At 71.9% G+C, this 22,199-nt stretch carries 18 protein-coding genes; 9 read left to right on the top strand and 9 right to left on the bottom strand.

Annotated features, from left to right (window positions below; genetic code table 11):
• Positions 1 to 9 precede the first annotated feature (9 nt).
• On the top strand, positions 10 to 2,271 hold the full coding sequence (locus ABZT87_RS30920; protein WP_355139956.1) for a catalase: 2,262 nt from the start codon (positions 10 to 12) through the stop codon (positions 2,269 to 2,271).
• Positions 2,272 to 2,557: 286 nt separating this feature from the next.
• On the opposite strand, the gene ABZT87_RS30915 is transcribed toward ABZT87_RS30920, so the two are convergent.
• Positions 2,558 to 3,427 carry an LLM class F420-dependent oxidoreductase gene (locus tag ABZT87_RS30915; RefSeq protein WP_355139954.1) on the bottom strand — a complete coding sequence of 290 codons (870 nt, stop codon included), beginning with the start codon at positions 3,425 to 3,427 and terminating at the stop codon, positions 2,558 to 2,560.
• Positions 3,428 to 3,588: 161 nt separating this feature from the next.
• Between ABZT87_RS30915 and ABZT87_RS30910 the strand changes: the two genes are divergently transcribed.
• Genes ABZT87_RS30910 through ABZT87_RS30900 form a run of 3 tightly spaced genes read left to right on the top strand, consistent with a single transcriptional unit; the run spans position 3,589 to position 6,904 of the window.
• Complete coding sequence (locus ABZT87_RS30910) at positions 3,589 to 4,734, top strand: acyltransferase family protein (protein WP_355139952.1); 1,146 nt, start codon at positions 3,589 to 3,591, stop codon at positions 4,732 to 4,734.
• The gene (gene alr / locus ABZT87_RS30905) at positions 4,731 to 5,888 is read left to right on the top strand and encodes an alanine racemase (protein ID WP_355139950.1); all 1,158 of its coding nucleotides are present in this window, start codon (positions 4,731 to 4,733) and stop codon (positions 5,886 to 5,888) included. The genes ABZT87_RS30910 and alr overlap by 4 nt, the downstream gene beginning before the upstream one ends.
• A complete protein-coding gene (locus ABZT87_RS30900) occupies positions 5,885 to 6,904 on the top strand; it encodes a D-alanine--D-alanine ligase family protein (RefSeq protein WP_355139948.1) in 1,020 nt (339 codons plus the stop codon). The genes alr and ABZT87_RS30900 overlap by 4 nt, the downstream gene beginning before the upstream one ends.
• Positions 6,905 to 6,920: 16 nt before the next feature.
• Here ABZT87_RS30900 and ABZT87_RS30895 read toward each other — a convergent pair whose 3' ends face one another.
• The 4 genes from ABZT87_RS30895 to ABZT87_RS30880 form a co-directional block, all read right to left on the bottom strand.
• On the bottom strand, positions 6,921 to 7,439 hold the full coding sequence (locus tag ABZT87_RS30895; RefSeq protein WP_355139946.1) for a hypothetical protein: 519 nt from the start codon (positions 7,437 to 7,439) through the stop codon (positions 6,921 to 6,923).
• The gene (locus tag ABZT87_RS30890; RefSeq protein WP_355139944.1) at positions 7,436 to 8,905 is read right to left on the bottom strand and encodes a HAMP domain-containing sensor histidine kinase; all 1,470 of its coding nucleotides are present in this window, start codon (positions 8,903 to 8,905) and stop codon (positions 7,436 to 7,438) included. The genes ABZT87_RS30895 and ABZT87_RS30890 overlap by 4 nt, the downstream gene beginning before the upstream one ends.
• Positions 8,902 to 9,597: a response regulator transcription factor gene (locus tag ABZT87_RS30885; protein ID WP_355139942.1), complete on the bottom strand. Its 696-nt coding sequence runs from the start codon at positions 9,595 to 9,597 to the stop codon at positions 8,902 to 8,904. The genes ABZT87_RS30890 and ABZT87_RS30885 overlap by 4 nt, the downstream gene beginning before the upstream one ends.
• A gap of 68 nt (positions 9,598 to 9,665) precedes the next feature.
• The gene (locus ABZT87_RS30880) at positions 9,666 to 10,673 is read right to left on the bottom strand and encodes a phosphatase PAP2 family protein (RefSeq protein WP_355139940.1); all 1,008 of its coding nucleotides are present in this window, start codon (positions 10,671 to 10,673) and stop codon (positions 9,666 to 9,668) included.
• 303 nt (positions 10,674 to 10,976) lie between these two features.
• On the opposite strand from ABZT87_RS30880, the gene ABZT87_RS30875 reads away from it, so the two are divergent.
• Positions 10,977 to 11,480, top strand: coding sequence for a winged helix-turn-helix domain-containing protein (locus tag ABZT87_RS30875; protein ID WP_355139938.1), 504 nt, complete (start codon positions 10,977 to 10,979; stop codon positions 11,478 to 11,480).
• A gap of 92 nt (positions 11,481 to 11,572) precedes the next feature.
• Here ABZT87_RS30875 and ABZT87_RS30870 read toward each other — a convergent pair whose 3' ends face one another.
• On the bottom strand, positions 11,573 to 15,985 hold the full coding sequence (locus ABZT87_RS30870; RefSeq protein WP_355139936.1) for a S8 family serine peptidase: 4,413 nt from the start codon (positions 15,983 to 15,985) through the stop codon (positions 11,573 to 11,575).
• Positions 15,986 to 16,228: 243 nt separating this feature from the next.
• Between ABZT87_RS30870 and ABZT87_RS30865 the strand changes: the two genes are divergently transcribed.
• Positions 16,229 to 16,828 (top strand): winged helix-turn-helix domain-containing protein, encoded by a 600-nt coding sequence (locus ABZT87_RS30865; RefSeq protein WP_355066440.1) that lies wholly within the window; start codon positions 16,229 to 16,231, stop codon positions 16,826 to 16,828.
• Between the two features lie 93 nt (positions 16,829 to 16,921).
• Here ABZT87_RS30865 and ABZT87_RS30860 read toward each other — a convergent pair whose 3' ends face one another.
• Complete coding sequence (locus ABZT87_RS30860; RefSeq protein WP_354862595.1) at positions 16,922 to 17,812, bottom strand: diiron oxygenase; 891 nt, start codon at positions 17,810 to 17,812, stop codon at positions 16,922 to 16,924.
• A 48-nt stretch (positions 17,813 to 17,860) separates the two neighbouring features.
• Here ABZT87_RS30860 and ABZT87_RS30855 point away from each other — a divergent pair, with 48 nt between their 5' ends.
• The 3 genes from ABZT87_RS30855 to ABZT87_RS30845 all read left to right on the top strand — a co-directional run bounded on the left by ABZT87_RS30855 (position 17,861) and on the right by ABZT87_RS30845 (position 20,688).
• Positions 17,861 to 18,589 carry a TetR/AcrR family transcriptional regulator gene (locus ABZT87_RS30855; protein ID WP_355139934.1) on the top strand — a complete coding sequence of 243 codons (729 nt, stop codon included), beginning with the start codon at positions 17,861 to 17,863 and terminating at the stop codon, positions 18,587 to 18,589.
• On the top strand, positions 18,586 to 18,882 hold the full coding sequence (locus tag ABZT87_RS30850; protein ID WP_355139932.1) for a DUF4873 domain-containing protein: 297 nt from the start codon (positions 18,586 to 18,588) through the stop codon (positions 18,880 to 18,882). Before ABZT87_RS30855 ends, ABZT87_RS30850 begins: the two co-directional genes overlap by 4 nt.
• Before the next feature lie 249 nt (positions 18,883 to 19,131).
• Positions 19,132 to 20,688: an OFA family MFS transporter gene (locus tag ABZT87_RS30845; protein WP_355066437.1), complete on the top strand. Its 1,557-nt coding sequence runs from the start codon at positions 19,132 to 19,134 to the stop codon at positions 20,686 to 20,688.
• 66 nt (positions 20,689 to 20,754) lie between these two features.
• Here ABZT87_RS30845 and nrfD read toward each other — a convergent pair whose 3' ends face one another.
• The gene (gene nrfD, locus ABZT87_RS30840; protein ID WP_355139930.1) at positions 20,755 to 21,822 is read right to left on the bottom strand and encodes an NrfD/PsrC family molybdoenzyme membrane anchor subunit; all 1,068 of its coding nucleotides are present in this window, start codon (positions 21,820 to 21,822) and stop codon (positions 20,755 to 20,757) included.
• Positions 21,819 to 22,199 (bottom strand): 4Fe-4S dicluster domain-containing protein (locus ABZT87_RS30835; RefSeq protein WP_355139928.1); only part of this gene is annotated, 381 nt, incomplete at its 5' end. The genes ABZT87_RS30835 and nrfD, both read right to left, overlap by 4 nt.

Genomic DNA, 22,199 nt, shown 5'->3' with positions numbered 1-22,199 from the left:
TTCACACCAGTGGATTCCAGCAAGCCCGCCGAGGCGGTCAAGAACGTCGTGAAGACCGCCTCCGAAAAGATCGCCGACGCTCTGACGCCCGAGGTGCCCGGCGCCCCGGGCAGCGCACCCCCACCCGTCGAGGAACCGACCTCGCCCCACGACCCGCTGCCGCCGAAGCCGGAGCAGGGCCAACCGCAGACCCGTACGCCGACCGGCGCCGAGACCGGCGTGCCGGCGACCGCGAAGGGCCAGCAGGGCGCGTACCTCACCACGGCGAACGGGGCGCGACTGCGCGATACCGACCACTCGCTCAAGGCCGGGCCCCGGGGGCCGGTGCTGCTCCAGGACCACCACCTGCGCGAGAAGATCACGCACTTCGACCACGAGCGCATTCCGGAGCGTGTGGTGCACGCCCGGGGGGCGGGCGCGCACGGGGTGTTCACGGCCTACGGCACCGCCGAGGCGGTGACCCGGGCCGGCTTCCTCAAGAAGGGGCGCGAGACGGAGGTCTTCGTCCGGTTCTCCACAGTGCTCGGGTCGCGCGGCTCGGCCGACACGGTCCGGGACACCCGTGGCTTCGCGACGAAGTTCTACACCGACGAGGGCACCTTCGACCTGGTCGGCAACAACATGCCGGTCTTCTTCATCCAGGACGCCATCAAGTTCCCCGACATCATCCACGCCGCGAAGCCGCACCCCGACCGGGAGATCCCGCAGGCGCAGAGCGCGCACGACACCTTCTGGGACTTCGTCTCGCTGCACACCGAGGCGCAGCACCACGCCATGTGGAACATGTCCGACCGGGGCATCCCGCGCTCGTACCGGACGATGGAGGGCTTCGGTGTGCACACCTTCCGCCTCGTCAACGAGGCCGGGGAGACGGTGCTGGCGAAGTTCCACTGGAAGCCGAAGCTCGGTGTGCACTCCCTGACCTGGGAGGAGGCGCAGCTGCTCGGCGGCATCGACCCCGACTTCCACCGTCGGGACCTCTACGACGCGATCGAGGCCGGCGCGTTCCCCGAGTGGGAACTCGGCATTCAGGTCTTCCCCGACACTCCCGAGGAGACCTTCGCCGGGATCGACCTGCTGGACGCCACGAAGATCGTTCCGGAGGAACTGGCGGAGGTGCAGCCGATCGGCAGGCTGGTCCTCAACCGGACGCCGACGAACTTCTTCGCCGAGACCGAGCAGGTCGCCTTCCACCTCGGCCACCTGCCGCCGGGCATCGACGTCACGAACGATCCGCTGTTGCAGGGCCGGCTCTTCTCGTACGTCGACACGCAGCTCACCCGCCTCGGCGGGCCGAACTTCGCGCAGATCCCGATCAACCGCCCGCACGCCGCGGTCAACGACATGCTGCGCGACGGCTTCCACCAGCACGCCGTGCATGCCGGGGTGGCGCCGTACCGGCCGAACTCGCTCGACGGTGGCAACCCCTTTCCGGCCGGCGACGCCGAGAACGCGTTCCTCGACGTGCCGGTGACCGTGGCGCAGGCGCCCAAGGTTCGGGCCAACCCAGCGTCGTTCGACGACCACTACAGCCAGGTACGCCTGTTCTGGCTGAGCATGTCGCCGGTCGAGAAGGAGCACATCATCCGGGCGTACACCTTCGAGCTGGGCAAGTGCTACCACCAGGCGATCAAGGAGCGCCAGCTCCAGTGCCTCGCCAACATCGACCCGGTGCTGTGCGAGCAGGTCGCCACCGGCCTGGGACTGCCCGCGCCGCAGCCGACGGTGCCGCTGGCCGACGTCGCGCCGAGCCCGGCCCTGTCGCAGGTCGGCGGGGCATGGCCCGCCGACGGTCGCATGGTCGGGATCGTCGTGGACCCCGACGGTGACCTGGACGGCGTCGGCGAGGTCCGCCGGGCCGTGTTCGAGGCCGGCATGGTGCCGCTGCTGATCGCCCCGCACGGGGGCATGGTGGGCGACATGCCCGTCCAGCGGACCTTCGCCACCGGCCGGTCGGTCGAGCTGGACGCGCTCCTGCTGGCCGGGGCGCCGGCGCCCGCACCGGACGCGCTGCCCGCCCGCGACGCCAAGGCCGGCCGGCCGGACGCGGCGACCGTCGATCCCCGCGTGCTGCTCCTGGTCGAGGAGTGCTGGCGGCACGCCAAGGCGATCGGCGCCTGGGGCGCCGGCATCACCGTGCTGGAGCAGGCCGGGGTGGCCGGCACCCCGGGCATCGTGTCCGCCGGCTCGGGCGCCGAGGCGCTGACCGAGGTGCAGCAGTTGATGGCCGCGCACCGGGTGTGGGAGAGGTTCCCCGCCTCGGTCGGCTGACCGGTCACCGACGAGGGCCGTCCCCCGCTTCGGCGGGAGGGCGGCCCTCGTCGTCGTGGGCGAGCAGCCGACCGATCGTCGTTTTCCACACCCGACCCCATTTCACCCGGGCCGAGAAACTCCAGATCTGTGGCGCCCGGCGAGTGCCACCCGGCCGCCGGAAAAACAATTTCCGGCGGGCGGAGCAGCCATTCGGGTGAGCCTTGTCGTTGCGGCCGGGCGGGTGCGGCACCCGCATTCCACCGCGAATTGGCCTTCCGTTCACAATGGGTCGGCCGCGCCCGCGTCAGCCGATGTCGGCCAGCCGCGGCAGCACCTCGTCGCCGAGCCGCCGGGCGAACTCCACGGGGTGCCGGTCCGGCGTGACCTGCACCTCGGTGACGCCGAGCGCGGCATAGTCGGACACCTCGGCGAGGAACGCGTCGAGATCCTCCAGCGGCGGCTTGGAGGCCAGCACGGTTTTCTCGATGCTGTCGTAGTCGCGGCCCTCGGCGGCGCAGTGCCCGCGCAGCACTTCCAGCTTGTGCGCGATCCCCTCGGCGCCCGTGCCGAACAGGTTGCAGGCGTCGGCGTACCTGGCGACCAGCAGCAGCGTCTTCTTCTCGCCGCTGCCGCCGATCATGATGGGCGGGTGCGGACGGCGCAACGGCTGGGGCGAGTTGATCGTCTCCGTGAGCTGGTAGTGCCGCCCGTCGAACGGCCCGTTGTCGTCGCTCCACATCTGCCGGCAGATCCGCAGCGTCTCCTCCAGCCGCTCGAACCGTTCGGCGACCGGCACCACTGGCACGCCGAGCCCGCGCTGCTCCCGCTCGTACCAGGACGCCCCGATGCCGAGCCGGGCCCGGCCCCCGGAGAGCACGTCGAGGGTCGTCACGGTCTTGGCCAGCAGCCCCGGATAGCGGTACATCACGCCCGTGACCAGCACACCGAGCGTCATTCGACGGGTCTGCGCCGCGACGAAGCCCAACGTCGTGTACGCCTCCAACATCGGCTCCTCGGCCGGGGCCAGCGCCTCCATCTGGAAGAAGTGGTCCATGACCGTGAACGAGGCCACGCCGGCCTGGTCGGCGATGGTCGCCGCCTCGGTGAGGGTCGGCGCGATGGCGGCCGGATCGGCCGGAGTCGAGAAATTCCAGTAGTGCAGACCGAGCTTCATGTTCGGCACCTCCGCGATCGAGCCTAGTAGCGCTCCCCGGGTTCCCAACGCGTCGCCGGCACGATGGTCGTGGTCCCGGTACGACGATCCGGCGGAGTCCATTACCGGTTCATGACAATTCGTGGATCGGGCGCGGATATCCGGCTGGCAGCTTCTGCTGAGTGATCCAGGAGCTGTCTTTCACCGAGTCGCGACCCGACGGGTACGACGCCGACACGCGCGTCCGGTTCCGCCACCGACGGCGGCCCGAGGCCGGCGCCGCCACGGCCCGGTCACAGCGCGTGCAGTGGGCCGACGCCGCGAAGGGCGTGTGCATCATCCTCGTCGTCGCGTGGCATGTCGTCGTCAAGGACTACCTGCAGATCGACTGGCACGTCGGGGTGCCCGTGCCGGGCGTGTGGGGCACCCTCGGCGAGCAGTTCCTGCCGCTGCGGATGCCGCTCTTCTTCACCATCTCCGGCGTCTTCGCGGCGAACGCCGTGCAGCGGCCCTGGCGTACCGTCGCCCGCGGCCGCATCGCCGGGTTCCTCTACCTGTACGCGGTGTGGCTGCTGATCCACACGGCGGTCCTCGCCCTGGTGCCGGACTTCCCGACCGACCGTGCCACGTCCGCTCTCGGCCTGCTGGCGCAGCTCACGGTCACGCCGTCCAACCTCTGGTACCTGTACGCCCTGGCGCTCTACTTCACGCTCGCCAAGGCGACCCGCCGGCTGCCCCGGTTGCTGGTCGGCGTACCGGCAGCGGTGTTGTCCGCCGTCGCGGCCGCCGGCCTGCTGGCCACTCCGGGCAACCGCGCGGGCCTCTACCAGAACCTGGTCTTCTTCCTCGCCGGCCTGTACCTGCGTCCGTGGATCGAGCGGTGGGCTGCCACGGCCACCCGGCGGCGACTCGTGCTGACGTCCGGGGCGTACGCCGTCGCGCTCGTCGCGATGGCGGCGGCCGGCGCCCAGCGGTGGTTCGGCGTGTGGCCGGTGGTCTCCGTCGTGGCGGTGTCGTTCGGCGTCACCGCCGCCGCCCGGCTGGCGCGGCGGCCCGCCCTCAGCGACCGACTGGCCGCGCTCGGGCGCATCACGCTGCCCATCTACGTCGTCCACATGCCGCTTTTGGCGCTGCTGCACCGCCTGCTGTCCGCCCCGGTCTCCGGGCTGGACCCGGTCGCCCAGAGTCTGGTCGTGCTCGGCTACCCGATTCTGCTGACCGCGCTCGTCATCGGCCTGAGCCTGGCCGTGCACCGCGGCGTGCTGAGGGTGCGCGGCCGCTGGCTGTTCGCGCTCCCCGGCACGCGTCGCCCGGCGGTGGCCGGATGAGCGCGCTGGCCGAGGCGGTGATCGACCTCGGGGCGATCGCCGACAACGTGCGCGCGGTCGCCGCGGTCGCCGAGACCGAGCTGATGGCCGTGGTGAAGGCGGACGGGTTCGGCCACGGGGCGGTGCCGGTCGCCCGGGCCGCGCTGCGCGCCGGCGCCACCTGGCTGGGGGTGACCTCGGTGTCCGAGGCGCTGGCCCTGCGCGCCGCGGGCATCACCGCGCCCACGTTGAGCTGGCTGCACCGACCGAACGACGACTTCGACAAGTTGATCAACGCGGGCGTCGACGTCGGCGTCTCGACGACCACCCACCTGCACGCCGTGGCCGACGCGGCCCTGCGCCTCGGCGTGCCCGCGACGGTGCAGCTCAAGGCCGACACCGGCCTGACCCGCAACGGCGCCGGCCGCGACGACTGGCCCGAACTGGTCACCTGGGCCCGCAAGTACGAGGTGGAGGGTGCGGTCCGGGTGCGCGGCGTGTGGTCGCACCTGGCCGACGCGGACGTTCCCGGCACCCCGGGGCTGGCCCGTCAGGTGCGGACGTTCTCCGAGGCGCTGCACGTCGCCCGGGGCGTCGGCCTCGATCCCGACCTCGTGCACCTGGCCAACTCGGCGGCGGCGCTGTCGGCGCCCCGGACCCGCTTCGACCTCTGCCGGATCGGGCTGGCCCTCTACGGCGTCGACCCGTTCGGCGCGGTCGGTCCCGGCGGGTTCGGGCTGCGCGCGGCCCTGACGCTGCGGACGACCGTGATCAACGTGAAGCGGGTGGCCGCCGGCACGGGCGTCTCCTACGGGCCGGAGTACGTGACCGCCGCGCCGACGACGCTGGCGCTGCTGCCGCTCGGTTACGCCGACGGGCTGCCCCGGGCCACCGAGGGCCGCGCCGAGGTGTGGCTCGGCGGCCGGCGCTGCCCGATCGTCGGGCGCATCGCCATGGACCAGTGCGTGATCGACGCGGGTGACCTGCCGGTGACCATCGGCGATCCGGTCGTCGTGCTCGGCCCCGCAGCGGCCGACGCCACCCCGCCGACCGTCGCCCCGCCGACCGTCGCCGAGTGGGCGCGCTGGGCCGGCACCAACCCACACGAGATCTTGACCGGCATCGGGGCCCGCGTGGGCCGCGACCATCTCCAGGAAAGGGCGGACGTCGCATGACAACGCGACTGGCAGTGCTGTACGGCGGACTAAGCGGCGAGCACGAGGTGTCGCGGCGCTCGGGGGAGAGCATCCTGGCCGGGCTGGACCACGAGCGGTACCAGGTCACCGAGGTGCTCATCGACACCGACGGCGGATGGCACGTCGGCGGCCGTCCCACTCCCCTGCCGCAGGCGTTACGGGTGCTGCGCGCCCAGGACGTGGTGTTCCCGGCCCTGCACGGTCCGTACGGCGAGGACGGCACCGTCGCGTCGCTGCTGGAATGGCTCGGCGTGCCGTACGTCGGCAACGGCGTCTTCGCCAGCGCCGCGGGCATGGACAAGGGCGTCACCAAGCGGCTCCTCGCCGCGGACGGCCTGCGGGTCAGCCCGGGTGTGACCCTGCGGCCCGGGGAGCACCTGTCGCCGGCCGAGCAGCAGCGACTGGACCTGCCGGTCTTCGTCAAGCCGGCACGGGCCGGCTCCAGCCTGGGCGTGGTCCGGGTGACGGACTGGGCGGCGCTGCCCGCTGCCCTTGAGCAGGCCAGGGAGGTCGATCCGAAGGTGCTCGTCGAGCAGGGGGCGCGCGGCCGGGAGATCGACGTCGCCGTCCTGCAGTATCCCGACGGCCGGGTGCAGGCCGGGCCACCCCTGGAGATCCGGGTGAACGGCGCCGGCTTCTTCGACTACGACGCGAAGTACGACGGCGGGGCCGTCTTCCAGATTCCCGCCCCACTCGACCCGGCCACCACCGAGGTGCTCCAGGACCGGGCCATCCGCGCCTTCCACGCCCTCGACTGTCGAGGTCTGCTGCGGGTCGACTTCTTCCTCTCCGGCGAGGGCGCGGAGCCCATCGTGAACGAGGTCAACACCTTCCCCGGATTCACCGCCGCGTCGCAGTTCCCGCAGATCTGGCAGCGGGCCGGGATCGAGTTTTCCGCCCTGCTCGACATCCTGATCGCCGGCGCGCTTGTCGACCGTGCTCTGGTCACCTCGTCCGGGCTGCCCCGGCCGGCGCGGGCGGTCGATCTGGTGTGAGCGGCGTTCGCCCCGGTCACTCGAGCGGGCAGGGCCAGGCTGGGCGGGTGCCGTCCGGCCCGACGAGGGTGACCGGGGTGGGACTGTTTTCCGGCATGGCGAACACCACGGTGCAGATGATCTGGTTGGCCGCGACGGTCGACAGCGGCAGCACGGCCCCCGGCATCGTCACCGTGATGCCGGGCTCGTCGACACTCGGCGCCACCTTGGCCGGCGCGGCGTCGGATGGCACCTCGCTGCTGAGCCCCGCCCTCCGCTCGCTCGGGGTGGGACCGGCCGCGAGCAGCGCGAGCGCCTCGGCCGGCGACGAGGGAGCGAGGCCGGGTTTCGTCCCGCGCAGGACCAGCGCCAGCTGGCCGTGCGAGACCAGGTAGAGGCCCGCGCCTGCCGACGGACCGCTCACCGCGGAGCGGCCGGTGATGACGTCGCTGGGCCGGACTCCGCAGCCCGCCGTGAGCAGGGTGAGCAGGAGCCCGCCCGCGAGCAGCGTCCGCGCCACGCGTCGGCGCAGCACCGTCCGGCATGCGCGGATCACCGTACGGCTCCGGCGTCCACGGTCTCCGACGCCACCCGGGGCAGGCGCAGCGTGAACACGGCGCCGCAGTCGGGGGGGTTGCCCGCCACCAGACTTCCCGACTGGCCGGCGTGCCGGTGCAGGCGCGCGTTCTCCCAGGCGATGGCGAGGCCGAGGCCGCTGCCCTCGGAGCGGGTCCGCGCGGTGTCGGCCTTGTAGAAGCGGTCGAAGACGTGCGGCAGCACCTCCGGGTCCAAGCCCGGCCCCTGGTCGGCGACCTCGATGGTGATCCAGTCCGGTTCGGCGCGCAGGCGTACGGACACCGGCTCGGTTCCGTGCCGGAAGGCGTTGCCGACCAGGTTGGCGACGATGACGTCCAGCCGGCGGGGATCGAGCCGGGCGACGACGCCGGACGGCAGATCCGTGTGCACCCGATCGGCCCACCGCCGCAGCCGCAGGGTCGCGTTGACCGCGGCGGCGACGTCGACGTCGTCGAGGGCGAGCCGGGCGGTGCCGGAGTCGAACCTGCTGACCTCGATGAGGTCGTTGACCAGCTGGGTGAGGTTCTGCGTCTCCTGACTGACGAGCCGAGCGGCCTGGCCGGCGTCCCCCGGCAGCCGGTCCGCCTCCTCGTCCAGCACATCGGTGACCGCCGTCATCGCGGCCAGGGGCGTACGGAGTTCGTGCGAGACGTCGGCCACGAAGCGCCGCGCGTCGGCCTCCATCCGCCGCAGCTCGCCGACCTGACGCTCCAGGGTTCCGGCGGTGTCGTTGAAGGTGCGGGCCACGTCGGCCAGTTCGTCGACACCCCGAACGGTCAGCCGGGTGGACAGGTCCCCCTCGCCGAGTCGACGTGCCGCGCGGCCCAGCTCCCGTACCGGCCGCAGCACGCCCTGCGCGGCCAGCAGGGCCAGCAGGACGGCGAGGATCAGGGAGAGACCCCCGGTCACCCACGCCAACGTGGCGAGCCGGTCGATGCTCTGCTGCTCGGTGGCGAGGCTGCGCACCGAGTAGACCTCCACGCCCGATGGCACGGACGTCCCGTCGGACCGGTCGAACCTGAGCTGCGTGCCGATGAGCAGCACGGGCCTCCCGTGGCGATCGACGCGCTGCCAGGCGATGCGACCGCCCGCCACCTCCCGCCGCAGCTCCGGGGTGAGCACGTCGGCCTCGTCGGCGACGCTCTGCGCCCACAGATCCCCGTAGCGGACCACGGCGTCCCCCTCCCGGTCGGAGAGGCGCTGGGACAGCAGGTCGAGTTCCTCCTGGGTCGGCGGCAGACTGACGACCGGGTACACCTTCGACAGCTCGTCGGTCAGCGACGCCACCGCCGCGTCCTGCGCCTGCTGGAGGATGACGGTCCGGGCCTGGAAGTAGCTTCCGCTGGCCACCACCGCAGTGGTGGTCACGCCCAGCAGGGCGAAGGCCAGGAGCAGGCGGACGCGCAGGCCCAGTGCCATGGTGCGGGCCCGGTGCCAGGGGGTCACAGCGGCCCGAACCGGTATCCGAAGCCGCGTACCGTCTGGATGTAGACCGGCGCCGACGGCTCGTCCTCGATCTTGGCGCGCAGCCGCTGGACGCAGGCGTCCACCAGCCGCGAGTCGCCCAGGTATCCGTGTTCCCACACGGCCCCCAGCAGTTGCTGGCGGCTGAGCACCTGGCCTGGCGTGTGCGCGAGTTCGAGCAGCAGCCGCAGCTCCGTCGGGGCCAGGCTGACCGGTGCCCCGTCCTTGCTGACCACCAGCGCGGCCCGGTCGATGGTCAGGGCGCCGTGCTGGTGCAGCCCGGGTCGCTCGGGGCCGGGGCGCCGCGGGTCGCCGCCGGTGCGTCGCAGCACCGCCCGGATGCGCGCCTCGAGCACTCGGGCCTGCACCGGCTTGACCACGTAGTCGTCGGCGCCCGCCTCCAGACCGGCAACCACGTCCATGTCGTCGTTGCGCGCGGTGAGCATGATGATCGGCAGGTCGCCCTGCTGCCGGATCCGGCGGCACACCTCGAACCCGTCCATACCCGGCAGCATGAGATCGAGGACCACCACGTCGGACGCCGCGCTCCGCAGTCGTTCCAACCCCTGTTCGCCGGTCGCCACGGCGACGACCGAGTGGCCCTGCCGGGTGAGCGCCAACTGCAGTCCGTCGCGGACCGTCTGGTGATCTTCGATCAGCAGGACCTGTGGCATGCCGTCCAGTATCCCATCATGAGAATTGCTCGCCTTTGGTCGATGTCTCGCGGTCGGATATCGACCCGTCAGCGCCCTGCCGTCCGGCTGTCCGTCGCCAGCAGGCGCTCCATGGCCCCCGGGTGGGCCGGCCGCCGCTGCCGCGGATCCACCGGCTCGGCGAACTCCACCGACCGCACCAGGAACACCGCCACGCCCACCGCCAGCACCGTCAGCCCGGCCGCCGCCAGGATGGCCACGAGCGGCCCCCACGGCAGCGCGGCGGCCAGACCGGGCAGCAGCACCCGAACAACCCAGCCGAGCACGATCAACCCCACCACCCCCTCGGCGAACGCGCGCCAGGCGCGACCGGCGACCGGCGTGGCAGGCGGGCGCGGCGCGTGGCCGCCCCGTCGGATCGTCAGCGTCGCCGCGGCCAGGCAGAACAGCGCCACACTCAGCAGGACGCCACCGAGCACGTCACTGAACCGGTGCCAGCCCGCGATCATGGTGGCCGCGCCGATCACCGAGACACCCGCCGCGCCCGGCACGACCAACCACCGGCGGGCCCAGCCCGGTAGGACCAGCAGATAGGCCAGCACCAGAGCCGTCGCGACCGCGACGTGGCCGCTGGGGAAGCTGTTGTGGGTGGTCGAGCCCTCGATCGCGAAGTCCGGGCGGGGCAGTGCCGCCTTCACCGCACCGGCCGCCGCGACCGCGCAGAGCACCATGCCGACTCCCACGACGCCGGCCAGCAGCCGGCGACCGAGCAGACCCACCACCAGCACTCCGCCGAGCAGGGCGGCGAGCAGCGTCGGCCGGCCGAAGTGCCGCAGGACGACCGTCGCCGGCCCGAACAGATCGCTGGGCTGCTCGTATCCGCCACCCCGTTCGGCACGCGGCAGGAGCAGCCCGTCGATCCACTGACCCCGGTCGGTCCACACGAACAGCACGCCGGTGAGGCCCAGCGCGAGCAGGAAACCGGCAGCCGCTCCGAGCAGCCGCAGGCCCGGCGGCGCGGCGACGTGGCCGGACGGCAGCGCCCGCGCGGGGTCGGGCGAGGACCGACCGATGGGGTACGACGATCCGTGAGACATGTCGACCATGCTCGGCCCGCCAGGTCCGGACGCCGTCCGTGGATTGTCTTCGTTCTGTCACAACCGCCGGTCACCACTGGAAAAAACCGGGCGATCCCGCTCTCCGAAACCCCCGCCGAGCCCTTGTTGTCGCCAAGCCGTCCGCACGACCGTGACGTCAGGCCTCATTCACATGCTTACATGCAACTATGTTTTACCCAGCCGAGACGAGCCACCACTAGGGTCGGGACGCCGATCGATGGTCGTCCTCGGCGGTGCGAAAACCATCCGGAGTGATCGTGGGGAACCGGAAGGGGTTGGGCAATGCAGGGAATTCCGGTCGCCTCGCTGGTCATCGGCATCGCGTCCTCGCCGGCTGAGCGTCGGCAGTTGGCCCGTCTGCTCGGCGGGACCGACGCCTTCCTGATCGTCTCGAACGTGGACCAGGCGCGGGAGTTCCTCGGGGTGGTCGAGATTCCCCCCGACGCACCTCCCCCCGTCCAGACCGTGCTCGCGGAGGTGGCGCCGAGCCCGCAGCCGCCGCCGGGTCTGAGCGTCGACTCCGACCGCCGGGTGCTGCGCTGGCGCGACCAGGAGATCGACCTGACCCGACTGGAGCACGACGTGCTGCTCTGCCTGGTCGACGCCCCCGGGCAGGTCTGGACCTACGAGCGACTGCACCTTGAGGTCTGGGGCAACCGGCACCTCGGCCGCGGGTCCGACATGCACTCCGTGGTTCGCCGGGTGCGTCGCAAGCTCGCTCGGCTCGACGCCGCCACCACGATCCACGCGGTCCGCGGCGTCGGCTTCCGGCTCGCGCCCGTCTGAGCGCACGCCCGACCGTCGCGGAGGCCGGTCCGGCCCGCCTGGTCGAGGACCAGGCGGGCCGGATCGATGCGCTACCGCTTACCGCTCAGGTGTCAGCACCGAATGGGCGCCAACCCGAAGTTCTCCACCGCGGGAGTGGCGGTGTCGATCCTCGTCTGACGGGTCTGGGGCTTCCAGCCGTCCTTGGCGACGATCAGGGTGAGCGGGTTGTTCCGACGGTCCACCCAGTAGGCGTACTTGCCGGCGCTGTCGGTCGCGAACGTCCACGACATCGCCCACGAGTCGACCTGGACGACCGCGCCGGCAATCGGCGAGGTCGCGCCCTGGCAACTGGTCCCGGTCACCGTGCCCATCAGCTTGCCCCAGGTCTTCGGGGGCGTCGCCGTCATGGTCACCGCCACCGGCGCCACCGAGTACGGCGTGTTCTCCTTGATCGTGACCGCACCCGAGTAGGTGCCCGGCTGGTCCACGTTCGCCGTCATCCCGACGGTGACCGTGACCTTCTCACCCGGCGCGAGGGTGACCGTCGACTTGTCGATCGTCATCCAGCTGACGTCGGCCGCCGCCTCGACGCACCCCTCGAAGCCCGGCAGCACCTCACTGTCCGGCGCCGCGTTGAAGCTGCCCGACGAGCCACCGATCTTGTAGAAGCCACACGCCGCGCCACCCCGGTACCGGGCGGTGTTGGCGTTCGGCAGGTTCGACCACGAGCTGGTGGCCGGGTCGTAGGCGAAGCCGGCGTTGCTGATGGCGCCGCCCTGCGAACCGCCCACGACGAGGAGCTTGCCGCTGGCCACCGCGTACGAGCTGGCCCAGTTGTCCGTCGGCGCGTCGGCGATGGCGGTCCACGTGTTGGCACCCGGGTCGTAGGCGTAGCTGGCCTTCTGCGCCGCGGTGCCGTCGTTGCCGCCAGTGCAGTAGAGAACGCCGTCGATCCCGCCGCAGGAGGCGAAGGCCACCGACTTCGGGTAGTTCGCCAGCGTCTCCCAGGCGTCGGTGCCCGGGTCGTAGCGGACCACCGTGTTCGACATCGGCAGACATGCCGAGGTGGTGCAGCCGCCGACGGCGTAGAGCTTGCCACCGACGACCGCCTGCCCGGCCGCGGACCGCGGCGCCGGGTTGTCGGCCTGTTCGGTCCAGCTGTTGGCCCCCGGGTCGTACGACCAGGTGGCGGCGTCGGGGCCCTCGGCGCCCCAGCCGCCCGTTGCGATGATCTTCCCGCCGACCACGCCCACGGTCAGCGCGTTGCGGGCGCCGGGCAGGTCGGCTGCCGCCGTCCAGGTCTGCGCGACCGGGTCGTAGGCGTAGGTCTTCGCGGTGGAGGCGCTCCCGTCGCCACCACCGATCGAGTAGACCTTGCCGTCCAGGGTGACCACCCGGTTGTCCATGATGTTGGTCGGGAAGTCGGTGATGTCCGTCCACGGAGCGGCCTGCGGGCCGGCCGCGGCGGCGGTCGCCGACGTCGCCTTGCCGGACGCCCGGGCCGCGAACGACGTCGGGGCGCTCAGCCGCTGCTCCGGTGCGCCGGCCGCGCCGAGCACCTGCTGCCGGGTCACCCGGGAACCGTCCGCCCGCAGCAGCTCGAAGCCGTTGTCCCGCTCACCGAAGCCGACCTCGACCGGCGCTCCGCCGGTGTTGGTCACGGTGAACGTCCTGGTGGCCTTCCCGTTGGGCATCTGGACCGTCGCGCTCACCTGGGTGGGCGTCACCGACAACCGGCCGGCCGCGAGGACGAAGTTCGCGGCGGTGGCCCAGTCGGGCTCGACGTCGACCTGCTTGCTCTGGCTGACGTAGTTGCCGGCCGTCGCGGTGAACTTGTGGGTGCCGGTCAGCGTCGAGTAGATCCAGTAGAACCCGTCGGGCAGTCCCGGGTCGTCCGGGGTCGCCACGGTGACCGCCTTCTCGGCGGGCCGGTCGTTGCTGGTGACGGTGGCGCCGTTGACGTAGCTGCTGTCGTTCTTGTCGCGGACGTTGCCCACGACCAGGCCGCCGTCGACCGGCACGCAGGTGACCTGGCTGCCGATGAGGACGTTGTCGACCTCCCACCACCACTCGTACGAGGCGTCGTAGTAGTGGAACCGCACCTGGACCTGCGCCTTGCCGGCCGCCTGCGGGATCGGGATCTCGGTGAGCTTCGGGCCCCGGACGTCGGTCTCCTGCCGGAGCACGTTCGTCCAGGTCGCGCCATTGTCGATGCTCAGGTCGACGTCGGCGGTGTCGTCGTTGAGCTGGTTGAAGTCCTGGTTGAACCGGATGACCGGGGCCGTGACGCCGGTCAGGTCGACCACCGGGCTGACCAGGGAGGTGTCCTGGCTGGTGCCCGCGCCGTAGTCATCGCTGTCGATCATCGCGAAGTTGCCGGTGCCACCGGTCAGGTTGCCCCGGCCGCCGTCGTCGGTGAACTTCCAGACCTGACCGCTGCCCGCGTTGTCCACCACCGTCCAGCCGGCCGGGGTGGTCGTCGCGTCGAAGGTCTCGTACTCGCCGTCGGAGCCGAACGTGTAGCCGGGCGCCGTCGTGCAGGTGGTGGTGTTCACCGGCACCGCGACGTTGGCGGTCACGTTGCGCGTGCCGACCACGACCTCCTTGGTGACGGTCTGGTAGCCCGGGTACTGCGACTCGTACCTCAGGGTGTACGTCTGCCCGGCCGGCAGCGTGATGCTGTATCGGCCGTTCGAGGGCGTCGTGTAGTCGTAGACGCCGGACGGGCCGCTCACGGTCACCTTCGCGTACAGCGGCCAGCCGTGGCCGGAGCCGTCGGTGACCGCGCCGGTGACGTTGACGCGCGGCACCGCCGTCAGGGCGACGTTGAGCGTCGTGGTCGCGCGGTTGGCGACCGTCGCGGACTTCGTGGTGCTGCCGTAGCCGAATGCCGACACGACGACCTGGTAGTCGCCGGTCGGGACCTGGGTCGAGTAGGTGCCGTCGGCGCCGGTGGTGATCTCACGCGAGGTCGGACCGGTGAGGGTCAGGGTCGCGCCGGCGATCGGTGCGCCGGTGGCCGCGTCGGTGACCGTGCCGGCCAGGGTCCCGACATCGCCGGTCGGGGCGGCGTTGAGCAGCGCGAGGGCGTCCAGCCGGCCCTCACCGTAGACGTTGTTGTCCGCGGCGGTGCCGCCGCACTGGCCGTCGGCCTTGTCGATCGCGGTGCCGTTGAGCAGCGCACGGGTCCCGTCGACGTCACCGATCAGCGACGGCGCCGCCGAGTACAGCAGGGCGATCGCGCCCACCAGGTGCGGGGCGGCCATCGACGTGCCGCTGGCGGTGCCGTACCCGTTGCCGGGAACACTCGACCGGACGTTCACGCCCGGAGCGGAGATGTTGGGCTTGATCTCGCCGTTCTGCCCGGTGCCCCGGGCCGAGAAGCTGGCGATGGTGTTGTTGACGTCGTACGCGCCCGTCGAGTAGTTGCTGGCGAGGCTTCCCGGTGAGCCGCTGGTCTGGCACGCCGGCCCGCTGTTGCCGTTGGACCACACCCCGAAGATGCCGGACGCGGCCCAGGCCAGCGTCACGTCCTCCATGAAGGGCTCGTTGGACGGCTCCCGGGTGCCCCAGGAGTTGTTGATGATGTTCGGCCGCTTGCCGGCGTCCGGGTTCTGACCGCTCAGGTCGGTCGGTTCGAGCATCCACTGACCGGATTCGATCAGCGCCGCGTCGGTGGGGCAGCAGCCGTTCGCCGCAATCCACTTGACCCCGGGCGCGACACCGATCTGGTTCGCGCCGGCGGAGCCGGCCATGGTGCCCATGGTGTGCGTACCGTGGCCGTCGTCGTCACAGGGTGCGTCGGCGCACGTCCCGGCGGCGTTGAACCAGTTGTAGTTGTGGTCGAACGTGCCGTCGCCGTTGTTGCCGCGGTAGGAGTTCACCAACGCCGGGTGGTCGTACTGCACACCGCTGTCGATGCTCGCGATGGTGACGCCCTCGCCGGTGACGCCGTACTGGGACCAGACGTCGTCGGCGTTGATGTTGGCAACGCCCCACTCCACGGAGTTGACGGTCTTCTCGTCGGTTCCCTTGGTGAGTTCCGGCAGCTTGTAGGCGACCGGGGCATAGAGGCCCTCGACCTCCGCGTGGGCGGCGAACTTCTGCGCCATCGCCAGGGAGCCGCTGTTCACCTTGATGGCGTTGGTGGCCCAGAAGGTCTGGTACTTCGTACCCGAGCTGTCGAGTTCGGCACGGATCTTGCCCTGGCTGGCGGCGGCGGTCTCCCGCAGCGTCTGCGCGACGGCCGCGCCGCGCTTCGTCCAGTCCTTGATGGCACTGGCCTTGCTCAGGTCGGCCCGGTCCTTGAACCGAATCCAGAAGTCCCCTGCGCTCTTGGCCTCAAGCTGGCGGGCGAGCTCCGGTCGGATCTTGTCCCCGGCGGCGGTGCCCGCTCCCAACGAACCGGGCGCGGCCTGCGCGCCGGAGCCGACGCTGGCCAGGCATGTGGCGGCGAGGATCATCGCCGCGCTGGCGCTGACCAGCGATCTGGCCGTGCGTCTCCATTGTGGACGTCTGAACATCGGTGCTGCCTCCCTCAGAACGACCCAGGGGTGTTATGGGCCATGGTGAGGAGTGCGCGAGATCCAGCTCGACGGAACCGAGCGAACGGACCCCTCATGCCTCCCCATGCACCGCGCGGGTCACGCCGGTTGCCCGAGTGGACACTATGATCGAGAGGAAAGGACGATCAAGAACTTGCTGTGAGCAACTTGTCGCTAACGGTTGCCCTGCTGGCGGCGCGCTTGCCAATCATTGTCAGGACCATGACGATAACTGGGCAGGGAAGCCCATCGATCCCGGGCGGTGTGGTGGCCGAGGACGACGAGACGGCGGTGGACGGGGCTGATCCGGCCGACGAACCGTTTCCGCTGCTGATCGCGGTGACGCCGTCGCCGACCGAGCGCATCCGGCTCGCGGAGCGCCTCGACGGGATCGCGCCGCTGCTGCTGGTGGCCGACCTCGACGAGCTGCGCCGGCTGATCGCGATCCCGCAGCAACGGGCCGGCCCGCTCGGCGAGCCACCGTCGACCCCGACGCCCACCGTCGAGCCCGGCCCGGCCCTGGTCATCGACTCGGCCCGGTCCACCGCACGGTACGGGGGTCGCGAGGTCGACCTGACCCGACTGGAACACGACCTGCTGACCTGCCTGATCACCGAGCCGGTCCGGATCTGGAGCTACGCCGAGCTGCACCGGTCGGTCTGGCACGACGAGGGGCGCGAGCGCAGAGCGGACGTGCAGTCGCTGGTGAAGCGGCTGCGACGCAAGTTGCGGGACCTCGGCGCCGGTGCCACGATCGAGGCCGTACGCGGTGTCGGGTTGCGCCTCACCGGCCGGCACGAGCCGCGGATCGGGCGTGCCTGACGGCTGCCTGATGTGGGCAGTTCATCGCCACGTCCGGCCGCCCCGCACCGCCGGCAGACCCGTCGACGCCGCACCCCGGCCGGACGACGGCCGTCAGATCAGCCCCGCCCGGGCCCACAACAGCCGCCCCGGGCCGCCCACCAGCCCGACGCCCGCGAGGTGGTCGTGCACCCGGGCCGCCGACCACCGCAGCGTGGCCTGCCAGTACGGGTTGGCGCGGGCGGCGGCCCGGCCCACCGCCGGCGGGATACCCACCGCCGCGTACGCGTCGGGGTGGACGAGACGGTTGGCGATCGAGTGTGCGGCGCGACCGACCAGCAGCCGGGCGTACGCCATGCCGACCGGTCCGGCAGCCGCGACCTGGCGGGCCAGCTCGTCGCGGGCGAACCGGACGTGTCGCGCCTCCTCGACGACGTGGATGCGCGAGACCATCCGGATGAGCGGCTGAAGAGACTCGTCCGCCATGATCTCGCGCTGGAACGCGTCGAGGATCTCCTCGGCGACGAGGATCGCGGCGTACATCCGGGGGCCGCTGGCGGTCGCCTTGAGGAACCGGCCGAGCAGGTGGTCGAACGGGTCCGCCCGGTAGACGGGACAGCCCATCGCCTCGATCAGCCGACCGAACATGATCGAGTGCCGGCACTCGTCGGCGACCTCGGTCAGCGCGTACTGGGCGCGCGGGCTGGTCGGGTCGGCGTCGTAGTAGTGCCGGATCAGCATCTGCATGAGGATCGTCTCGAACCACAGACCGGCGCTGGCCGTGCTGGCCACCTCGTGCTTGGTGAGCTCGACGCGCTGCTCTTCGCTGAGGCCCGACCAGAGCGCCGTGCCGTAGAGGCTGCTGCGGTGCGGCGGGAGCCAGTAGGCGCCCGGGGTGTGCGGCGCGTCCCAGTCGATCTCGACCACCGGGTCGTAGCTGGTGCGCAGCGACGACGTGAGCAGCCGTTCGGCGACCGCCGAGTCCTCGGGTTCCGCCGCCTCCATGACTCCTCCACATTGACGTGACTGGCAGTAACTGTTACCTGTAGTAGCATGCAAGCGCCACGCAACGATGTCAATGGACCCCAGCCGCCGGCCGCGTCCACCGGCGACGGTCGAACGGCGACGGGCAACGGCCGCCGGGACCGCTGGGCCAACCACCGTGAGCAGCGCAGGCAGGCGCTGGTCGGTGCGGCCGTGCAGGCGTTGCTGCGGCACGGCCCCGAGGTCGACATGGAGCAGGTGGCCGCCACCGCTGGCGTCAGCAAACCGGTCCTCTACCGGTACTTCGCCGACAAGTCGCAGCTCTGGGTCGCCGTGAGCGAGCGGTTGTCCGCCCAGGTCGTCGACACGATCGCTCCGGCCATCGCGCGGGTCCGCGAGGAGCGCGACCTGGTCGAGGCGACGATCGACGCGTACCTCGGCGTCATCGAGTCCCAGCCGACGCTCTACCGGTTCCTGATCCACCGGTCCGGTGACCCCGGCATCCACCAGGTCGTCTCCGGGACCAGTCGGCAGGTGGCCGCCGGGCTGGCCCGCGTGATCGGCGACCGGCTCCGCGCCCTGGGCCTGGACGCCGGCCCGGCGGAGCCCTGGGCGTACGGCCTGGTGGGCTTCGTTCAGGCGGTCGGCGACTGGTGGACGACCCGCGGCCAGCCGATCAGCCGCGCGGCCCTCACCGACTACCTGACCACGCTGCTGTGGAGCGGGATCCAGGGGGTCCGCGCCAGCGCCGACCTGCCGCGCGAGCTGACCCGCGCGCACGAACGCATCGTGCCGTGAGCTACCACGGCCCGGCGAGCGTCGCGGGCACCCCGGTGCGGGTGCACCTCAGCGGTCGGTGGGAGCCGGTCGACGGCCGCTACCACTGGAGTGGCCGGATCGAGCCCGAGCCCAGGGTGGCCGGACTCCTGCGCTCCGGTCGGCGCGACGTCGAGCTTCGCATCGCCGACCGGGCCCGGCCCGCCCGGCTGGCCGAGGTCGACGCCTGGGGTGGTGTGCGGATCACCGGCGTGGGACCTCCACCCTGGCCCGCGCCGACAGGCGACGAGCCGGACCAGCCCGTTTTCCCGTAATCGCGAGCCGCGGTCCGGCGACCACGTAACGTGAGCTACAGCCGATCAACGGCGAACGCCGGACGCGCGTCGGGCCGCCAGGTGGCGGCGCAAGCCGCTCGGTCATCCGCCGGGAGTCAGGTGCGATTCCCCGGCCCGGCGTCATCCGGGCGCGCGCGGAATCCGCCCAGTGGGCAATGCGACGGTACGAGGGCTCCGGACAGCTCCGCCTCGCCGCCTGCCCACTCAGCCGCAGGAGGTGCGGAGCCCATGCTGTCGGTATTCGACCCTCGGCACACCGTCGCTCCCCCGGGATACAGCCGCTGGCTCATCCCGACCGCGGCGCTGGCCGTGCACGTCTGCATCGGCCAGGTCTACGCGACGAGCGTCTACAAGAACTCCCTCATCGCGCACTTCGACGTCAGCCAGACGGCGATCGGGGCGATCTTCAGCATCGCCATCGTCATGCTGGGCTCGTCGGCGGCGGTGGGCGGCCGGTGGGTGGAGCGCAACGGCCCCCGCCGGGCCATGTTCGTCTCCGCCTGTTTCTGGGCCACCGGGTTCCTGGTCGGCGCGCTCGGCATCGCGACCCAGCAACTCTGGCTGCTCTACCTCGGTTACGGCGTCATCGGCGGCATCGGGCTGGGCATCGGCTACATCTCGCCCGTCTCCACGCTGATCAAGTGGTTCCCGGACCGGCCGGGTCTCGCCACCGGTCTGGCGATCATGGGATTCGGCGGTGGCGCCCTGGTCGCCGGCCCGCTGGCGCGTCAGTTGCTGTCGCTCTACGACCCCGACTACAACCCTGCCAACCCGGCCGCCGTGGCGTCGGGGTCCGCGCTGGTGGGGCTCTTCGTCACGTTCGGCATCGGCTACTTCGTGATCATGATGTTCGGCCCGTTCAACGTCCGGGTTCCTCCGCCGGACTGGCGGCCCGCCGGGTTCGACCCCGCTCGCGTCGCCACCCGGTCGCTGGTGACGAGGGCGAGCGTGTCCGCGTCCAACGCCGTGCGGACCCGTTCGTTCTGGCTGCTGTGGATCGTGCTGTTCTGCAACGTCACGGCGGGTATCGGCATCCTGGAGCAGGCCAGCCCGATGATCCAGGACTTCTTCCGGGACAACGGCTCCACCGCTGTCTCGGTGTCGGCGGCGGCCGGCTTCGTGGGTGTGCTGTCGCTGTTCAACATGGCCGGCCGGTTCATCTGGTCGACGACGTCCGACCTCATCGGCCGCAAGCCCATCTACATGGTCTACCTCGGCGTCGGCATGGTGCTCTACGCGCTGCTCGCCGTGGCCGGGCACGCCGCGACCGCCGTCTTCGTGCTGATCGCCGCCTTGATCATCTCCTTCTACGGCGGCGGCTTCGCCACCATGCCCGCGTACCTGCGGGACCTCTTCGGCACCTTCCAGGTCGGCGCCATCCACGGCCGGCTGCTGACCGCCTGGTCGGCGGCGGGTGTCGCCGGCCCGCTGATCGTCAACGGGATCCTCGACAGCCAGGGCAAGCCCGGGACGCTCACCGCGTCGGCGTACCGACCCGCGCTGTTCACCATGGTCGGCGTGCTCGCCATCGGCTTCGTCGCGAACCTGCTGGTCCGCGCCGTGCCCGACCGTTTCCACGAGCCCGACCGGGGTCCGACCTCGCCCGTGGCGCGCGCCAGCGTCACCGAGCCGGTCGCCCTCGGCCCGCAGAGCAGGCCACCGGTGCCCGAGCACGTCGGCGGCCAGACCGGGCGGCTCTGGTTGTCCTGGCTGCTCGTCGCGGCGCTGCTCGGCTACGGCATCGTCGAGACCGTCATCACGGCCGCGAAGCTGTTCACCGGCTGAGGCGACGCCCGGGCTGCGTCGCGCACGGGCAGTACCCCGCGAGGGCGCTGCCCGTGCGCGACGCGCTCAGCGGCGGCCGTCGTGCACCGTCGGCCCGTGCTCGGCGAGGCGCTCCCGCTGGGGTACCACTGTGTACTTCGGATCGCGCGCCGACACCCTGCCCGCCTCGAAGATCCCGAACCGGGTGGCGACCGACGAGGCCACCAGGGCCGCGCCGGAGAGCACCGACAGGACCCGGCTGCGCCGGCTGAACAAGGCCGCGGCAGTGCCCACAGTGAGCAGTGCCCGGCCCCCCTTGACCAGCCGGCCGCTGCGGCCGCGCACGTACGGCTCGCCGGTCAGTCCCATCCGCTCCAGCCGGTGACCGCCGATCGCCTCGACGGTCGCGGCGGCGAGGGCGAGGCGGCGCAGCGGGGCGGTCTCCGCGGCCGGCGCCGCGATCAGGCCGACCCCGGACGCGGCGACGAGCGCGCTGCCGGCGAAGACGACCGGCAGGAAGGGGTGCGCGTCATGCCAGGCCGGCACGGCGGTGTCGGCGAGCAGGACTCCGGTGTACGTGGCCAGCCCCGGGGCGGTGGCCGCGGCGGCCAGGCCGGCGACGTCGCCGACGGAGGGTGCGAGCCGGCGGGCCAGGCCGAGCACGCCGTGCTGCGGGAGCCGGGGCGCGAACTCGGCGATCGCCGCCACACCGGCGGCCGGCCCGAACGCGGTGAGGATCCAGGTGCCCACCGACATCGGCGAGGTCAGCTTGGCGACCCGGAGCATGTGGTGGAAACGGTCCGGCCGACCGAGGTCGTGCACCAGCAGGTACGCGCTGGCGAGGGTGCCGCCGAGGGCCGTCCAGCGGCCCACGCGACGCAGGGCGGGGCGTCCGGTCAGTTGGGCTCCCGCGCCGATCAGCGCGCCTCCGGCGGCGAGGCCACCGCTGAACAGGTAGCCGGCGATGTCGTGCTTCCACACCGGCGGTTTGAGGATCGGGCGGCCGTAGTAGGAGCTGAAGTCGGCCGGCGGCACGGTGAGCTGCTCGCCGCCGTGGCTCCGACCCCGGCGCTGCCCGTCGGGCTGGTCGAGGTGGGCCTGGAACGCGCGGAACCGGGCGCCGACCGGCTCGTGCGGTGGCGTCGCGTCGGTCATGGCCGCCTGCCCAGGAACGCCAGCGCCGTGGCGGCGACCATCGTCAGCGCGGCGAGGCCGGCGCGTTTCCACATCGCCGGCAGATCCCGCGTCGTCACCACCGGATCCGGCGGCAACCCATACACCTCCGGCTCATCCAACAACAAAAAGAACGCCCCGTCACCACCCACACCGTCGTTCGGATCCTCCCCGTACAGACGCGCCTCCGACACCCCCCGCTCCCGCAACGTCGCCACCCGCTGCGCCGCCCGCTCCCGCAACTCCTCCAGGGGCCCGTACTGGATCGACTCCGTCGGACACGCCTGCGCACACGCCGGCGTCATCCCCGCACCCAACCGGTCATAACACAGCGTGCACTTCCACGCCCGACCATCACC

Source organism: Micromonospora sp. NPDC005237 (genome assembly GCF_040607775.1).
Classification (GTDB): domain Bacteria; phylum Actinomycetota; class Actinomycetes; order Mycobacteriales; family Micromonosporaceae; genus Micromonospora.
The sequence above is the reverse complement of the archived record's forward strand: the minus strand, read 5'-3'. Positions and strand labels throughout refer to the sequence as shown.

What these genes read in the sequence shown, in the direction of transcription:
- ABZT87_RS30880 (WP_355139940.1), bottom strand. Translation starts at nt 10,673, where the DNA reads ATGTCTCACGGATCGTCGTACCCCATCGGTCGGTCCTCGCCCGACCCC.
- ABZT87_RS30845 (WP_355066437.1), top strand. Translation starts at nt 19,132, where the DNA reads ATGCTGTCGGTATTCGACCCTCGGCACACCGTCGCTCCCCCGGGATAC.
- ABZT87_RS30885 (WP_355139942.1), bottom strand. Translation starts at nt 9,597, where the DNA reads ATGCCACAGGTCCTGCTGATCGAAGATCACCAGACGGTCCGCGACGGA.
- ABZT87_RS30875 (WP_355139938.1), top strand. Translation starts at nt 10,977, where the DNA reads ATGCAGGGAATTCCGGTCGCCTCGCTGGTCATCGGCATCGCGTCCTCG.
- ABZT87_RS30855 (WP_355139934.1), top strand. Translation starts at nt 17,861, where the DNA reads ATGCAAGCGCCACGCAACGATGTCAATGGACCCCAGCCGCCGGCCGCG.
- ABZT87_RS30870 (WP_355139936.1), bottom strand. Translation starts at nt 15,985, where the DNA reads ATGTTCAGACGTCCACAATGGAGACGCACGGCCAGATCGCTGGTCAGC.
- ABZT87_RS30860 (WP_354862595.1), bottom strand. Translation starts at nt 17,812, where the DNA reads ATGGAGGCGGCGGAACCCGAGGACTCGGCGGTCGCCGAACGGCTGCTC.
- ABZT87_RS30915 (WP_355139954.1), bottom strand. Translation starts at nt 3,427, where the DNA reads ATGAAGCTCGGTCTGCACTACTGGAATTTCTCGACTCCGGCCGATCCG.
- ABZT87_RS30865 (WP_355066440.1), top strand. Translation starts at nt 16,229, where the DNA reads ATGACGATAACTGGGCAGGGAAGCCCATCGATCCCGGGCGGTGTGGTG.
- ABZT87_RS30900 (WP_355139948.1), top strand. Translation starts at nt 5,885, where the DNA reads ATGACAACGCGACTGGCAGTGCTGTACGGCGGACTAAGCGGCGAGCAC.
- alr (WP_355139950.1), top strand. Translation starts at nt 4,731, where the DNA reads ATGAGCGCGCTGGCCGAGGCGGTGATCGACCTCGGGGCGATCGCCGAC.
- nrfD (WP_355139930.1), bottom strand. Translation starts at nt 21,822, where the DNA reads ATGACCGACGCGACGCCACCGCACGAGCCGGTCGGCGCCCGGTTCCGC.